Consider the following 15438-nt stretch of genomic DNA (forward strand, 5'->3'; position numbering starts at 1 on the left):
GAATAAATATGCTTTTTACCTTGACGATATAAAGTAATTATTGTTATGGTTAAACGTGAGTGTATAAAAGGTTTGCTAAAGGAGTTTTGAAATGAAGCGGTTAAAATGGGGAAGGCTGACGATCCTAGTAGTCATTATTTTAGGGATATGTTGGTTCTTATTCCAAGGAACTCAAAAGAGTGCAACAAATATAGAGGGACAACCTTTACAGGTGGCAGAACTACCTAAAACAGGATTAGCTGAAAAAGTAGTGCCACCAAAGTACATACCACCGAAAATTGATGCAAAAGCAGCTATGATTATTGATGCGAGTAATGGAGAAGTTATTTATCAACATAATGAAAAAGAAGCTTTTGCACCAGCAAGCATGTCTAAGATGATGACAGCGTATCTTCTATTAGAAAATGTACATAATGGGAAAATTCGCTGGGAAGATCCGGTGAAAATGAGTACGAAAGCGGCACAAACAGAGGGTGCGAGAATCCCAGTCCAAGTGAATGACACATTGACTGTTAAAGATTTGTACCATGCATTAATGATTGAATCGGCAAATAATTCGGCTGTAGCTTTAGCAGAACATATGGCTAAGACGGAGAAAGATTTCGTTCAGCTTATGAATGCAAAAGCGAAGGAGTTAAAAATGTCGGGTTATGCTAAATTCGCAAATGCATCAGGACTACAAGAACCTGATGGAAGTGAGACGAAGATGACGGCTGCTGATGTAGCAAACTTGGCGTATCATCTAATAAAAGACTATCCAGAAATATTAGAAGTGACTCACTTACGTCAAAGTCAGTTAGCATTTAATAATATTAATGTTATAAGTACAAATGATATGTTAAACAAAAATAATAAAGCTTTATATATAGAAGGAATAGACGGATTAAAAACAGGATTTACAGATAGCGCGGGGTATTGTTTTACGGGTACAGCAAAACAAGGTGATACTCGTATTATTACTGTTGTAATGGGAACGAAAGGTAAAACGCAGCGTTTTACAGAGACGAACAAGCTAATGTCTTATGCTTTTGGCTTAGTTAATTAAGTGAAATACTGAGTTGGATCATCATATAAGCAAGGCAATTTGTTGTTACTTATTATCGGTAACAATAAATTGCCTTTTTATTGTTAGTATTAGGAAGTGAAAAGGTAAAAAATGTGAGTGTTATTATTTGAGTTTATTATTGTTTGTTGATAGTATAAAGTTAGAAACTTATTAATGATAAGTTTTAAGAGGCGGAACATGATGTATACATATGAAAAAGACTCAAATGAAAATTGGAGGGAATTATGATGGTAAAAGATTTTTACACAGCAATTGAAGACAGAAGATCTATTTACGCGATTAGTAAAGAGCAAGTAGTTTCTGATGAAAAAATTCAAGAAGTGATTTATCATGCTGTAAAACATACACCTTCAGCTTTTAACTCTCAGAGCGCCCGCGTTGTCGTCTTGCTAGGAGAACAACATGATAAGTTATGGGATATTACGAAAGAAACGTTACGAAAAATTGTACCTGAAAATAGCTTTGCATCTACTGAAGAAAAAATGAATGCATTTAAAAGTGGTTATGGAACGGTTTTATACTTTGAAGACAGTCAAGTAGTGGAAGAATTGCAAGAAAACTTTGCATTATACAAAGAGAATTTCCCAACGTGGTCACAGCAATCCTCAGGAATGTTACAATTTGCAATTTGGACAGCTTTAGAAATTGAAGGATTTGGTGCTACATTGCAGCATTACAACCCATTAATTGATGAAGAAGTAAGAAAAGAATGGGGAGTTCCAGAAAACTGGAAACTCACTGCGCAAATGCCGTTTGGTAAACCGGTGGTACCTGCAGGTGAAAAAGAATACCAACCTTTAGAAAATCGTGTAAAAATTTATAAATAATGCGAGATAAAAGGTGAACAGGGATACAACCTGTTCACCTTTTATAAGTAATAAGGATTTTTTTGATAGGAATTTTTCATCTGATCTTTTAATTCATTTTTACGTGTTTCAATAGTTGATATTTTTTGTAAAGTAATAATTGAAACGAATTGAAAAAAAGCAGAGTACAATTCTATATTTTTATTTATAGGATCATCTATTATGTTTTTCATAAATATACCTCCTTTTTTAATCCCAATATTTGCGGGCAATAAGACTTCCCTCTCAAAATTCGATACTACGTGGAGAATACCGACCTGTAAAATTTCGATTGGTTTCCGGGTAGGGTGGATAAAACTTGTATAGATTAAGATACCACTATATATATGATAATATAAATATCCTAAAAATTCCATATGCAGTGAAAAATAGTTAGTGGAATGTACATTTTCGCCAAATTAGAACAGAATTTTTGAAGTTAAATCTTACAAATCGTCAAATCTTTTAAAAGCGATAGATAGTATCAAAAATAGTTTTCTAAAAATATTATACTATTGATAAAAAAAGTATTTTTTGTCATGATAAGAGTATGCTTCATGGAAGGAACTTACTAGGAAATACATTCTTTGCATTGGATTAGATGAATAGAGTTTTTCAAAGTGGATAGAAAATGTATATTAAGATAATGAATGAAATGTCGAATTTTCATTGAAATATATAAGGGAATTGAAAAAAGCATTGCAAAAATACTAAGTTTAATGGTAAAGTTCACATGAAGTTCACACGGAATTCACTTCATTCGTTTAAAATGAACTCTGTGTGAAAAATAAAACTCTTGTTAAAAAATGGAACTTAATGAATATTTTACTTTGATAATATTGTAATGTATTAAGTTTATAAGTTTTTTTAAGAGGATAGTAGGGAAAGGAAGTAAAGACAACTTATGAAAAAAGTAATTGCAGGTTTAGCAGCAGCTTCTGTAGTAGGTGTTGCAGTTCCAGGTATGGATTCTGCTCAGGCACAAGTTTCAAATGAGGCGCTAAAAGAAATTAATGGACAAACTCAAACTCAAACGACTGTAACTGAAACAAAAAAGGTAGAAACAACTTCTGAATTAAAATACACGGTAACAGCTGATGTATTAAATGTACGTTCAGGTGCTGGTACAGGACATAACGTTATTTCTAAAGTGAAATCAGGTCAAGTACTACAAGTAATTGGACAAGAAAACGGTTGGTTCAAAGTAACTGTAAACGGTCAAACTGGTTATGTAAGTGGTGACTTCGTAACGACTGGTGGTAAAACAGGAACTACTGTTCAACAAGGAACTGGTACTTACACAGTAAACGTTTCTTCACTAAACGTACGTACAGGCCCAAGTACATCTCATACAGTATTAGGCTCTGTAAATAAAGGTAAAACAGTACAAGTTGTTGGAGAAGTACAAGATTGGTTTAAAATCAACTTCAATGGTGGAACTGGATACGTAAGCAAAGACTTCGTAACAAAAGGTGGTTCTGCTGTATCTAACGAAACAAAACAACCAACTACAAACAACAATACTACTACAGTTCAAACTGGTGGTTCTTATGTTGTTAACACTGGTGCTTTAAAAGTACGTACAGGCCCAGCTACATACAACGCTGTAATTGGTGGCGTAACACAAGGTAAAGTATTAAACGTTACTGGCGCTGAAAATGGTTGGTACAAAATTAACCATAACGGCCGTACAGGTTACGTAAGTGCAGACTTCGTTAAGTTTGTAAAAGGCGGAGTAAACAACGTTACAAATAACAATAACGTTACAAATAACGTTCAACAACCAGGTAAAGACGTACAAAAACCAACAACAGGTGGAGATACATCTTCAATCGCTGGATTCGCTAGATCTTTAAATGGTTCACCATACAGAACTGCTGGTACAACACCTGCTGGTTTTGACTGCAGTGGATTCATTCACTACGTATTAAATCAAACTGGTCATAAAGGCGCTCGTCAAACAGTTGCTGGATACTGGAGCTCTAAAACAAAAACTAGCAATCCACAACCAGGTGATTTAGTATACTTCCAAAATACTTATAAATCAGGTCCTTCTCACATGGGTGTTTACTTAGGAAACGGTCAGTTCATTAGTGCAGAAACTGATGCAACTGGTGTACGTATTAGTTCTGTAAGTAACTCTTACTGGAGCAAGCACATGTTAGGTTACACAAAAGCATACTAAGAAAAAGTAGTTTATATACTTTTCGTATAGAGAAAAGGCTTTCCAGGGAAACTTGGGAAGCCTTTTTATAGTTGAGTAAATTGGGAATGTAGTAGTTTTTACTGTAACTTCCCATTTAAAAATCGAGCGTATAGGTCATGAAAGTAGTTCGGACGAAATAAGTTTGCTGCATGTCCTGCTAACGGTATTTCTTTATATAAAACGTTAGGAAGAACGGACTTTAAATCAAAAAGACAAGATTTATAGAGATGATCATGTTCACCCATTACCCATAATATAGGGTGGGGAAGTGATTTTAATTTAGATTTTAAATCGAATTCTAAACGATGCCGTAATGATTGGGAAATAATTGATGAATGTAATTGCAATCCGAAACGGTAATAAATATTTCTTGAAATGACTGCGAACGGATTTGCCTTTAATATGCCACTTGGAAAAATGGTATTTGCATATTGAGAGAGCCATTTAGAGTATTCGTCTCCGCGCTTCTCCCAAAATTTTTGAAATACGTTATATAAAAGGGATGGATTATTATAATGTCCACCAATATGACAAATGCTTAATACTTTTTCTGGGTGCATTTGTGCAAAAATTGTAGAGATATAACAGCCATAACTTAGAGCGCAAATATGAGCTTTTGTAATACCTTCTTTTTCATATAATTTCAATAGTTGATCTACGAGGCGCTGTAATGAAAATTCGATAGCTTCTCCTTTATCGTCGCCGTGACCTAATAAGTCATAAGTAATAATGTTGTAAGAGGCGGAAAATCGCTTATGCTCTTTTTTGAAGGCACGACGATTGCCGACTAATCCATGAATAAAAATGATTGTTTCCTTTTCGGAATGTATATTTGTTTGCAAAAAGGATACTCCTTTCAATAACGGGAGATTTATACAGTATTGTAAATTAGTTATCTATAATTCACATAGAATAATATTAAGTACCAGGTAATAATATCAGATATTTATATCTGTTGTAAAGATGCGTTTGTATGTATATTTTGTAAAAACAGAAAAAGTGTGTTTACATTCAGTTTACATTTGTATAGTAATCTGCTTTTAGAAAGAACAGTTTGGTTGAACACGAGGAGATGAACAAAAATGGAAGTTAGAAATGAGATGGAGAAAAAAGGGAGCTGGAGGCAGTTTTTACGCCTTATTCAAGATACAAATCCTCCGAAAGGGATTCTTGCTTTTGCATTATTAATGAGTTTGCTTTCTACGGGAGCGAGTTTATTTATTCCGATGTTAACGAAGGGGTTAGTAGATAATTTTTCACTTTCTTCAATTAGTACAGGGCAAATTGTTGGGCTAGTTGCATTCTTTATTATGCAAACTATAGCTGCAGGATTGTCTATATATTTATTAAATTATATTGGACAGAAAATTGTAGCTGGACTGAGAGAACGTTTGTGGAAAAAGGTGCTTATTTTACCGGTAACTTATTATGATCAAAATAGAACAGGCGATACAATTAGTCGCATGACAAATGATACAGGAGTTGTGAAAACGTTAATTTCTGAGCATTTGTCAAATTTATTAACAGGCGGTATTTCAATTGTTGGATCATTAATTGTATTATTTGTTTTAGATTGGAAAATGACACTTTTACTTTTAACGGTTATTCCATTATCAGTACTCATTTTAGTTCCACTTGGACGAAAAATGTATAAGATTTCAAAAGCACTTCAAGATGAAACGGCTTCTTTTACTAGTGTATTAACACAAGTGTTATCAGAAATTCGTTTAGTGAAATCTTCGAACACAGAAAAAAAGGAATATGAAACTGGAAATAAAGGTATTGAAAAGCTATTACAATTTGGTTTGAAAGAGGGAAAAGTGCAAGCGTTAATTTCACCAGTTATGTCGTTTGTTTTAATGGCATTGCTTGTTATTATCGTAGGGTATGGTGGAATGCGAGTTTCTAGCGGTGCATTAACAACAGGAGAACTAGTAGCGTTTATTTTATATTTAGTTCAAATTATAATGCCGATGAGTCAATTATCTATGTTCTTTACACAATTTCAAAAGGCGATTGGTGCAACGGAAAGAATTAATACAATTTTAGAATATGAAGTAGAAGATCATGAAACTGGTGTGAAAGTCACAAATGCTAAGCAGTCGATCGTTCTTGAAAATGTACATTTCGAGTATAACGAAGAAGAGAAAGTTTTAAAGAATATTGATTTCACAATTGAATCAGGAAAAGTAACAGCAATCGTAGGACCAAGTGGTAGCGGGAAAACGACGTTATTCTCACTATTAGAACGTTTTTACGAGCCAACTAGCGGTGCTATTAAATTAGGAAAAGACTCAATTACGAGTTATTCATTGCAATCATGGCGACGTCAAATTGGTTACGTTTCACAAGATAGTCCGTTAATTGATGGGACAATTCGTGATAATATTTGCTACGGTGTTGAGGGTGAAGTGACAGATGCAGAAATTGAAAAAGTAGCAGCGATGGCATATGTTGATGCATTTATTCATGATTTGCCAAACGGATACGCAACAGAAGTTGGAGAACGTGGCGTGAAGCTTTCAGGAGGGCAAAGACAACGAATTGCGATTGCTCGAGCGTTACTTCGAAATCCACAAATTCTTATGTTAGATGAAGCAACTTCCAGTCTAGATAGTAAATCAGAGTCTGTCGTTCAGAAAGCGTTAAATAACTTAATGAAAGGCAGAACAACATTAGTTATTGCACATAGACTTTCTACTGTTGTGGATGCAGATAAAATTATCTTTATAGAAAAAGGGAATCTTACAGGAAGCGGTACACATGATGAATTATTACAGACACATGACATGTATCGTGAGTTTGCAACGCAACAATTGAAAATTAAAGAGGGCGCATTATAAAATGAATCATCAGTGGGGTTTTTACTCCACTAATGATTCATTTTTAAAAGTTTTATAAAGGATGCGAATTAGAAAGGAAATGGTTTCTTTGATACCTAACATTTTAATAGTGGACGATGATCCGCATATTAGGGAACTTGTTTCTGTATTTTTAGAACGAGAAGGTTTTCAAACATATGAGGCAATTGATGGACTAGATGCACTTCAGAAAATAGACGAAGTAAAAGTTGATATGGTTATTCTTGATATCATGATGCCGAATATGGATGGATTTGATGTATGTTTTGAATTAAGAAAATACTATGATATCCCTATTTTGATGCTAACTGCTAAAGGAGAAACATCTCAAAAAGTAAAAGGGTTTCATCTTGGTACGGATGATTATCTTGTAAAACCATTTGATCCGATAGAACTAGTAGTGAGAGTTAAGGCGTTATTGAAACGTTACCAAATTACAGTATCGCAATCGATTCAAGTTGGAAATGTACTGTTAAATCGTAAAACATTTGAAGTTACAACCGGAGAACAAACAGTTACGTTACCGCTAAAAGAATTCGAATTGCTATTTACTTTAGGTTCTAAAGCGGGAAGGACATGTTCAAGAGAACAATTAATTGAAGATGTATGGGGATATGATTTTCAAGGAAATGAACGTACACTAGATGTTCATATTAATCGTTTGCGTGAGAAGTTCCGAGAAGAGAAGTCGAAATTTAGTATTAAAACGATAAGAGGCTTAGGGTATCGCTTAGAGGTAAGTAAATGAGAAGAAGAGAGCGAATGAATAAGGTGAAGATACTGAAAGTAATTGGAGCGATAATAGCTCTCTTTTCTTTTCTCACTATAATTTGGTCTATAGCCTTTTATGTATCATCAAGTGTAATGAATGCTCTTGAAATACAAGTATCGCCTTTTATTACTTTTTTAATTAGTGATATGGTCGGCTTTGTATTTATTGTTCTTATTTGGGTATTGATTGGAGTATTAATGAGACCGAAGCGAGAGGCAATGATTTGGACTATTATTGAACCGATACAAAAAATTGCAAAAGGAGACTTCTCCGTAAAAATACGAAATGAAGAGAAGTATGATGGAGAAATTGGTGTGCTCGTAAAAAGCATAAATGATATGACAGATGAACTGAATGCGATGGAGAAAATGCGTCAGGAATTTGTATCGAATGTTTCACATGAAATACAGTCACCATTAACATCTATAAAAGGTTTTGCTAGAGCGCTACAAGACGATAATCTTTCCGAGGAAAAAAGAAAGCATTATCTTACCATTATTGAAACAGAAACGACGAGATTATCCAAACTAAGTCAAAATTTATTGAAACTAACTCTTTTAGAATCGGAAGAGTATACACCAGAAAAAGTGACGTATCGATTAGATCAACAGTTAAAGCAAATTGTATTAAATAGTGAACCGCTCTGGGCTGAAAAAGAAATTGAATTAGAACTTGATTTAGAAAAAGTGCATATAATTGCTGACCAAGAAAGTATGAGTCAAGTTTGGATTAATTTAATTCATAATAGTATTAAATTTACTCCAAGTGGTGGGACAATTACAATCCAGTTACAGGAACATGAGAAATTCGTAGAAATACGTATTCGTGACACGGGTATTGGTATATCTGAAAAACAAAAACAACATATATTTGAACGGTTTTTTAAAGCTGATTCTTCACGAAATCGTGCGTATGGAGGAAGTGGTTTAGGATTAGCGATAGTAAAAAAAGTAGTCGATCTACATCAAGGAGAAATAAAAGTCGAGAGTGAGGAAGGGAATGGTACGGAATTTATTGTTTGTATTCTTAAATATGAAGAAAAGTAGTGTTAGGAGGAGATTCTTCTAACACTATTTCTCTTTAAAAATACATTTCCCGTTACTGCAACTATATTGATAAGCTTTTCCTTCGTTATTCATACGGTATGAATAATGTGATTCTTTATCTTTTGTAAAGTCAACGTATGCTTCTGCACCACTTTTATCATCATCTATATCAATGAATTGAACGTTACGTATAGAATAATCTTTCTGTTCACTTAAACCTTTTTCTTGCAAGTTTGTATGAATCCCGTCTACTAACTCGTCAAACAATGACCAGTTTAAATGAAGGTTTTCAAATGACTCAGTATGTCTTCCTAAAATCCCGTTGTCTTGTATTATTTTTTTATTATTATCGTACGTATAAGAGTATGTAAAATAAGGTTCGTTTGTAAATACTACATCTGCATAATAGCCGATATTATAAAGAGGAGTATATTTTCCGGTTATGCTTTGTATGTCTTTTTGCTTATATCCTTTTATAGTATGGAGATATTCATTAGTATCTTTTTCTATTACTTTATAATGTAGTGGATTACCAAATATAAAGTACAGCGCAAACGATATGATACATAGTCCGACTGCAGTTAGTGACCAGAACCATTTTTTTCTTTTCATACACATACACTCTCCTATGCTGGATTTATTTTTATTTTACATGAATTATGGCAAAAACATGAGACTTATCAATAAAAACTTTCCATAGTTACCTACAAGTAACCTACGCACATGAAAGTGCATCATTGCCTTTTTACATAAATATAGTTACACTTTTAATATAATAATAAACAACTGAGACGATTAAGGAGTGTTATACTTGGCAGAATTATTACAAGGTAAAAATGCTTTAATTACAGGTGCAGGTAGAGGGATTGGTCGTGCTGTAGCGATCGCATTAGCGAAAGAGGGCGTAAATGTAGGTCTTTTAGCTCGTTCAGAAGAAAATTTAAAAGCTGTAGCGAAAGAAGTAGAAGCAGAAGGCGTAAAAGCTGTTATTGCGACTGCTGATGTATCTTCATATGAAGAGGTAACGACTGCAATTGAAACGTTAAAAAATGGTTTAGGATCTATCGATATTTTAATTAATAACGCTGGTATTTCTAAATTCGGTAAGTTTTTAGAACTAGATGTTGCTGATTGGGAAAAAATCATTCAAGTAAACTTAATGGGTGTATACTATGCAACTCGTGCAGCTTTACCAAGCATGATTGAACAACAATCTGGTGATATTATTAACATTTCATCTACAGCAGGACAAAAAGGTGCACCTGTAACAAGTGCATATAGCGCTTCTAAATTTGGTGTTCTTGGCTTAACAGAATCGTTAGCGATGGAAGTTCGCAAACATAACATTCGTGTAACAGCTTTAACTCCAAGTACAGTAGCTACTGATATGGCTGTAGATTTAGGGTTAACTGATGGAAACCCAGATAAAGTAATGCAAGCAGAAGATATTGCAGAGTTTATTGTAGCGCAGCTGAAATTAAATAAACGTACATTTATTAAATCAGCAGGACTTTGGTCTACTAATCCGTAAGGGATAAATTCATAAACAAAAGAAGGGATATTTATTCTGTAATGGAGTAGATGTCCCTTCTTTATTTTTTGTGTATGAGACGTAATTTTCGGTATAATTAAGAGTAAATGGTAGAAAAGCATTGAGAAATTGAAGGGGATGGTATTTACATGAGTACGATTGAGAAATGGACGGCTGTTGATCAATATGTGAGTGATGTATTAATACCGAAAGATTCTACATTAGAAGAAGTTCTTCAAGCAAACGCTGCAGCTAATTTACCAGCACATGATGTATCGTCAACGCAAGGGAAGTTTTTGCAACTATTAGTACAAATTCAAGGAGCTCGAAACATTTTGGAAATTGGTACTCTAGGCGGATATAGCACGATATGGCTTGCAAGGGGATTGCCAACTGGAGGCAGAGTTGTTACATTGGAGGCAAGTGAAAAGCATGCTGAAATTGCACGTAGCAATATTGAGCGTGCCAATTTGAATAATAGAATTGAAGTGCGAACAGGATTAGCTTTAGATTCTTTACAGCAAATCGCAAATGAGAAGTATGAACCATTTGATTTTATTTTTATAGACGCCGATAAACAAAATAATCCTACTTATTTTGAATGGGCACTGAAACTATCACGCCCTGGTACTATAATTATTGGTGATAACGTAGTACGTGAAGGAGAAGTTATTGACAATACGAGTAACGATCCTCGCGTACAAGGGATACGTCGCTTCTATGAATTAATAGCTGCAGAGCCACGTGTAAGTGCTACTGCGCTTCAAACTGTCGGAAGTAAAGGATACGATGGGTTTGTAATGGTAGTCGTAAAAGAATGACGAAAGGTGGTAAAAAGATGAAAAAGATGTTTCAAAAATTATAACATGTATCGTGTACAACACAGCTAGCTCGTGGACCTCCAACATACTTGGAAATATAAGTTTATATAAAAATTGGAGGTTAGGAATAGATGAGAACTGAAAAAGAAATGTTAGACTTAATTATTAGTACAGCAAAAGAGGATGGAAGAATTCGGGCTGTCATCATGAATGGGTCACGTGCAAATCCAAATGTGAAAAAAGATTGTTTTCAAGACTATGATATTATGTATGTTGTAAATGATATACAATCTTTTACGTCTAATCATAATTGGATTCAGAGATTTGGAGAAATAATGATTGTACAAATGCCGGAAGAAATGTCATTAGTTCCAGCAGATGAAGACGGGAAATTTCCGTATTTAATGCAGTTTATGGATGGAAACCGAATTGATTTAACGTTAGTTCCCGTTGATTTGATACATATATTCGTTGGGCAAGATAGTTTAAGTAAACTGCTTCTTGATAAAGATAATTGTATTAACGAATTTCCACCAGCAAGCGATAGGGACTACTTAATAAAAAAGCCTACAGAAAAAGAGTTTTTAGATTGCTGTAATGAATTTTGGTGGTGTAGTACGAATGTAGGGAAAGGACTATGGAGAGAAGAACTTTCTTATGCGAAAGGGATGCTTGATGGTCCAGTACGAGATATGTTCATCGTAATGCTAGAATGGCATATTGGTATGAAAACAGACTTTACAGGTAATGCAGGAAAGTTTGGGAAGCATTTCGAGCAATATATTGAAAAAGATATGTGGGAGCAATTTAAAAGAACTTTTTCTAATGCAGAATATGAAAACATATGGGAGTCATTCTTTATCATGGGTAATTTATTTAGGGAAGTAGCGAATGAAATTGCTAACACATATGGATATCAATACCCGCAAGGTGATGATGACAGAGTGACGAGCTATTTAAAACATGTAAAAGCTTTGCCGAAAGATAGTGCATCGATTTATTAATTGTATAAAGCAGTAAGACTGTCCAAATTATGGACAGTCTTATTTTTGTTCATGAATAATAATTTCTCTAACAAAGTGCAGATGAATCACATATGAAATTTTAGGGAGGTTTTTATCATGTATTATTTTTATTCGTCAGAAATGTTTGCCCCATATGAATGGGGACTAGAACGAGATGTTTCGTACGCCTATATGCCATATAACTCATTTTATTATGGAGACTATATAAGCTCATTGCCATACGCATATATCCCTCAAAACTATACAGTACAAATGAAAGCATATGAGCGTGGATCGTGGACACCATTTTCATGGGTCGAAAAATATGCGTACGCATTTTCAGGGCCGTACAATAAAGCGGAAGTAGCTCTTACATTTGATGATGGACCAGATTTAGAATTTACGCCGAAAATTTTAGATAAGTTAAAACAACATAATGTGAAGGCGACTTTCTTCTTGCTTGGTGAAAACGCAGAAAAGTATCCGAATGTAGTAAAACGTATTGCGAATGAAGGGCATGTAATTGGTAATCATACGTATAGCCATCCGAATTTAGCGAAAGTAACTGATGCTGAGTACCGTAATCAAATTATAAAAACAGAAGAAATATTAAATCGTTTAGCTGGTTATGCACCGAAGTTTATACGTCCACCGTACGGTGAAATACTTGAAAATCAATTGAAATGGGCGACAGAGCAAAACTTTATGATTGTACAGTGGAGTGTTGATACGGTTGATTGGAAAGGAGTAAGCGCTGATACGATTACAAATAATGTGTTAGGGAATTCATTTCCTGGCAGTGTCATCCTTCAGCATTCAACCCCAGGTGGGCATTTACAAGGATCTGTAGAGGCGCTAGATAAATTTATTCCGCAGTTAAAAACGAAAGGGGCACGCTTTGTAACGCTGCCAAGTATGTTTCAAACATCGAAAGAGAGAAAATGAAGTGGAGTTTAAATCAGTCGGGTATTGTCAATCATCCACTATTAAGAATAGGACTCCCAAGTATTTTAAAATGGGAGTCCTATTTTGTTTATAAACTATTATTTTTTAGTAATTCTTTTCCTTGTTCTACAACGAATTCATAGTATGCAAGATCATATGGATAAATATCTTCAAATTTTATCGTTATCGGCTTATTGTTTAAAACAGAAATAGCTGTAAAAGATGAAATCTCTCTTTTTAATAGTTGTAGAAAAGAAGTTGCATGTACTTTCATCACATCATCTACTTCTTCACCTGGTGCGAATGGAAGTGGATTGATGACATTGTGAAAATACATATGGCAAAACTCGCGATCCGTAAGATTTGAAATTTCATAATCTATTGTAAAGATTCCTTTGTATGCTAGATCAGTAGTTTGAAAGGAAAGCCCTAATTCTTCCTCAATTTCACGAAGGCCACCAATTTGTACATCTTCATCATGCATAATATGTCCAGCTGAAGTAATATCCCATATACATGGAGCTTCTTTTTTATTTTTAGAGCGTAATTGGAAATATAAGAACATATCTTCATCATCTTTTTCTACAAACCAACAATGAAATGTTTCGTGCCAATCACCGTCACGGTGCACTTCATCACGTAATTTCTTCCCAAGTGTATTTCTTTCAGAATCAAATATTGTTAACCACTCTGTCATTTTAATTCCCCTTTCTGCAAATTTTATTATACAATAATCGTATTGAATTTTGGGAAAATAAAGAAAAATGGGTCGTTATTAGTGGGAATAGAAAGTAAGAAAATAAAATCGATTATTTCAACAGAGGAAGAATTACGGGGAATATTGGGGCAACCAAGTGAACGAGCTTTAAAAAAAGTTATTTCATCATTAGACCACCATTGCGTAGACTTTCTGTCTAAATCTCCTTTTTTAGTATTATCTACGGCAAATAAATTAGGAGAGTGTGACGCCTCGCCGAGAGGAGATGCACCTGGATTTGTATACGTACTCAATAATAAAAAAATTATCATTCCAGAAAGACCAGGAAATCGTCGTATAGACTCCATTTTGAATATTATTTCCAATCCACGTGTAGGATTAATCTTTTTCATTCCAGGTCTTGGGGAGACACTCAGAATAAATGGCCGAGCGTATATAACAAACGACGAAGAAATTTTGCGAAAAATGCAGGTAAATGGACGCAATCCGCTACTTGGAATTGTTGTTGAAATAGAGGAATGCTATATTCATTGCGCGAAAGCTTTTATTCGTTCAAAAATGTGGGATTCAGAGTCATGGCTAAATAAAAAAGAGTTACCTTCAGCAGCAAAAATGTTGCTGGAGCATGCAAAAGTGAATGCTTCAGAAGAAGATGTTGCACGTTCTTTAGAAGAAAGTTATACGAAAAGATTGTATTAAAAAAACTTTATTAATATATCTTTGTAAGGTGGATATTTACGCATTTTAGAATGGGATATTTATATATGAACTGTGGATTTACAAAATGAAGAAATAACAAAATAGGTAAATCGGGCGGCAATTGTAAAATGTTATTGTGAAATATAATAAAAAATGATTTTGAAAATAGTTAGTAAAAATAGGCTTGCTTTTTAAAAAGTTGATAACTATAATAAGTTAACAAATAGACATGAACGAAAAGTAACGATAAGGATATGAAATCATTTTTACGGTTTACAGAGAGGGAAGCCAAGGGTGTGAGCTTCCTAACACGAGAAATGATTTTACCACCTTTGAACTTCAATAGTGAACGAGTAATCTAGTAATTATTGACGGAATCAGCCGTTATCTGAACTTGAGCAATCTAGGGAGAAATACGTCTAGATTGGAACAAGGGTGGAACCACGAAAACACATTCGTCCCTTTCCTAGGGATGAATGTGTTTTTTTATGAATTTACAGATTGAAAATTTAAAATAATTAAAAAATGTTATTGATTTTGTTTTTTATGCGAGTATAATGAGTTAACAAATAAACATGAACGAAAAAGTAACGATAAGGACACGAAATCATTTTTACGGTTTACAGAGAGGGAAGTCAAGGGTGTGAGCTTCCTAACACGAGAAATGATTTTACCACCTTTGAACTTCAATAGTGAACGAGTAATCTAGTAATTATTGACGGAATCAGCCGTTATCTGAACTTGAGCAATCTAGGAGGAAGTGCGTTTCTAGATTGGAACAAGGGTGGAACCACGAAAACACATTCGTCCCTTTCCTAGGGATGGGTGTGTTTTTTTATTACTTTGAAAGGAGGTGCAGTAACATGAAACGATTTGTACGTACGGAAATAACCACCACCTGCATGATTAAAAAGCAGAGCAAGG

The 15438-nt window shown here is 34.3% G+C and carries 15 protein-coding genes and 2 other annotated features; of the genes, 11 read left to right on the forward strand and 4 right to left on the reverse strand.

The features are described 5' to 3' along the window. The first annotated feature begins 91 nt into the window (after positions 1–91). The gene (locus tag ABH961_RS04880) at positions 92–1045 is read left to right on the forward strand and encodes a D-alanyl-D-alanine carboxypeptidase family protein (protein ID WP_098079451.1); all 954 of its coding nucleotides are present in this window, start codon (positions 92–94) and stop codon (positions 1043–1045) included. 245 nt (positions 1046–1290) lie between these two features. Then, entirely contained in the window at positions 1291–1893 is a 603-nt protein-coding gene (locus ABH961_RS04885; RefSeq protein ID WP_404518972.1) for a nitroreductase family protein, read from the forward strand. A gap of 41 nt (positions 1894–1934) precedes the next feature. Here the strand turns inward: ABH961_RS04885 and ABH961_RS04890 are convergent, their stop codons facing one another. Then, positions 1935–2105 (reverse strand): hypothetical protein, encoded by a 171-nt coding sequence (locus ABH961_RS04890; protein ID WP_048543210.1) that lies wholly within the window; start codon positions 2103–2105, stop codon positions 1935–1937. A gap of 710 nt (positions 2106–2815) precedes the next feature. On the opposite strand from ABH961_RS04890, the gene entFM reads away from it, so the two are divergent. Further along, the gene (gene entFM, locus ABH961_RS04895; RefSeq protein ID WP_000755539.1) at positions 2816–4096 is read left to right on the forward strand and encodes an enterotoxin EntFM; all 1281 of its coding nucleotides are present in this window, start codon (positions 2816–2818) and stop codon (positions 4094–4096) included. A 98-nt stretch (positions 4097–4194) separates the two neighbouring features. On the opposite strand, the gene ABH961_RS04900 is transcribed toward entFM, so the two are convergent. Then, entirely contained in the window at positions 4195–4959 is a 765-nt protein-coding gene (locus ABH961_RS04900) for an alpha/beta fold hydrolase (protein ID WP_088063066.1), read from the reverse strand. Between the two features lie 240 nt (positions 4960–5199). Here ABH961_RS04900 and ABH961_RS04905 point away from each other — a divergent pair, with 240 nt between their 5' ends. From ABH961_RS04905 to hitS, 3 genes are all read left to right on the forward strand, one after another. Beyond that, positions 5200–6960 (forward strand): ABC transporter ATP-binding protein, encoded by a 1761-nt coding sequence (locus ABH961_RS04905; protein WP_404518975.1) that lies wholly within the window; start codon positions 5200–5202, stop codon positions 6958–6960. 88 nt (positions 6961–7048) lie between these two features. Then, the gene (hitR, locus tag ABH961_RS04910; protein ID WP_048543206.1) at positions 7049–7726 is read left to right on the forward strand and encodes an envelope stress response regulator transcription factor HitR; all 678 of its coding nucleotides are present in this window, start codon (positions 7049–7051) and stop codon (positions 7724–7726) included. Continuing rightward, positions 7723–8796 (forward strand): envelope stress sensor histidine kinase HitS, encoded by a 1074-nt coding sequence (gene hitS, locus ABH961_RS04915; RefSeq protein ID WP_404518977.1) that lies wholly within the window; start codon positions 7723–7725, stop codon positions 8794–8796. The genes hitR and hitS overlap by 4 nt, the downstream gene beginning before the upstream one ends. 24 nt (positions 8797–8820) lie before the next feature. On the opposite strand, the gene ABH961_RS04920 is transcribed toward hitS, so the two are convergent. After that, positions 8821–9408 carry a DUF3139 domain-containing protein gene (locus tag ABH961_RS04920; protein WP_048543204.1) on the reverse strand — a complete coding sequence of 196 codons (588 nt, stop codon included), beginning with the start codon at positions 9406–9408 and terminating at the stop codon, positions 8821–8823. Positions 9409–9607: 199 nt separating this feature from the next. Here ABH961_RS04920 and ABH961_RS04925 point away from each other — a divergent pair, with 199 nt between their 5' ends. From ABH961_RS04925 to ABH961_RS04940, 4 genes are all read left to right on the forward strand, one after another. Continuing rightward, positions 9608–10327, forward strand: coding sequence for a 3-ketoacyl-ACP reductase (locus ABH961_RS04925; RefSeq protein WP_000818985.1), 720 nt, complete (start codon positions 9608–9610; stop codon positions 10325–10327). Positions 10328–10476: 149 nt separating this feature from the next. After that, positions 10477–11148: an O-methyltransferase gene (locus ABH961_RS04930; RefSeq protein WP_098642830.1), complete on the forward strand. Its 672-nt coding sequence runs from the start codon at positions 10477–10479 to the stop codon at positions 11146–11148. A gap of 131 nt (positions 11149–11279) precedes the next feature. Further along, positions 11280–12152, forward strand: coding sequence for an aminoglycoside 6-adenylyltransferase (locus ABH961_RS04935; protein WP_404518979.1), 873 nt, complete (start codon positions 11280–11282; stop codon positions 12150–12152). A 117-nt stretch (positions 12153–12269) separates the two neighbouring features. Then, positions 12270–13097 (forward strand): peptidoglycan-N-acetylglucosamine deacetylase, encoded by an 828-nt coding sequence (locus ABH961_RS04940; RefSeq protein ID WP_048543200.1) that lies wholly within the window; start codon positions 12270–12272, stop codon positions 13095–13097. Between the two features lie 88 nt (positions 13098–13185). On the opposite strand, the gene ABH961_RS04945 is transcribed toward ABH961_RS04940, so the two are convergent. After that, positions 13186–13794 carry an NUDIX hydrolase gene (locus tag ABH961_RS04945; RefSeq protein ID WP_048543199.1) on the reverse strand — a complete coding sequence of 203 codons (609 nt, stop codon included), beginning with the start codon at positions 13792–13794 and terminating at the stop codon, positions 13186–13188. Positions 13795–13875: 81 nt separating this feature from the next. Here ABH961_RS04945 and ABH961_RS04950 point away from each other — a divergent pair, with 81 nt between their 5' ends. Continuing rightward, positions 13876–14514 carry a pyridoxamine 5'-phosphate oxidase family protein gene (locus ABH961_RS04950; RefSeq protein ID WP_098642828.1) on the forward strand — a complete coding sequence of 213 codons (639 nt, stop codon included), beginning with the start codon at positions 13876–13878 and terminating at the stop codon, positions 14512–14514. Positions 14515–14748: 234 nt separating this feature from the next. Continuing rightward, positions 14749–14980, forward strand: a binding site (T-box leader). 115 nt (positions 14981–15095) lie between these two features. Then, positions 15096–15329: a binding site (T-box leader), on the forward strand. The last annotated feature ends 109 nt before the right edge of the window (positions 15330–15438 follow it).

This window comes from Bacillus sp. RC251 (genome assembly GCF_044908765.1).
Lineage (GTDB): Bacteria > Bacillota > Bacilli > Bacillales > Bacillaceae_G > Bacillus_A > Bacillus_A wiedmannii.

Bases quoted from the DNA above. Each gene is read 5' to 3' on its own strand.
- ABH961_RS04880 (WP_098079451.1), top strand. From the start codon at position 92: ATGAAGCGGTTAAAATGGGGAAGGCTGACGATCCTAGTAGTCATTATT.
- ABH961_RS04885 (WP_404518972.1), top strand. From the start codon at position 1,291: ATGATGGTAAAAGATTTTTACACAGCAATTGAAGACAGAAGATCTATT.
- ABH961_RS04890 (WP_048543210.1), bottom strand. From the start codon at position 2,105: ATGAAAAACATAATAGATGATCCTATAAATAAAAATATAGAATTGTAC.
- entFM (WP_000755539.1), top strand. From the start codon at position 2,816: ATGAAAAAAGTAATTGCAGGTTTAGCAGCAGCTTCTGTAGTAGGTGTT.
- ABH961_RS04905 (WP_404518975.1), top strand. From the start codon at position 5,200: ATGGAAGTTAGAAATGAGATGGAGAAAAAAGGGAGCTGGAGGCAGTTT.
- hitS (WP_404518977.1), top strand. From the start codon at position 7,723: ATGAGAAGAAGAGAGCGAATGAATAAGGTGAAGATACTGAAAGTAATT.
- ABH961_RS04920 (WP_048543204.1), bottom strand. From the start codon at position 9,408: ATGAAAAGAAAAAAATGGTTCTGGTCACTAACTGCAGTCGGACTATGT.
- ABH961_RS04930 (WP_098642830.1), top strand. From the start codon at position 10,477: ATGAGTACGATTGAGAAATGGACGGCTGTTGATCAATATGTGAGTGAT.
- ABH961_RS04935 (WP_404518979.1), top strand. From the start codon at position 11,280: ATGAGAACTGAAAAAGAAATGTTAGACTTAATTATTAGTACAGCAAAA.
- ABH961_RS04940 (WP_048543200.1), top strand. From the start codon at position 12,270: ATGTATTATTTTTATTCGTCAGAAATGTTTGCCCCATATGAATGGGGA.
- ABH961_RS04945 (WP_048543199.1), bottom strand. From the start codon at position 13,794: ATGACAGAGTGGTTAACAATATTTGATTCTGAAAGAAATACACTTGGG.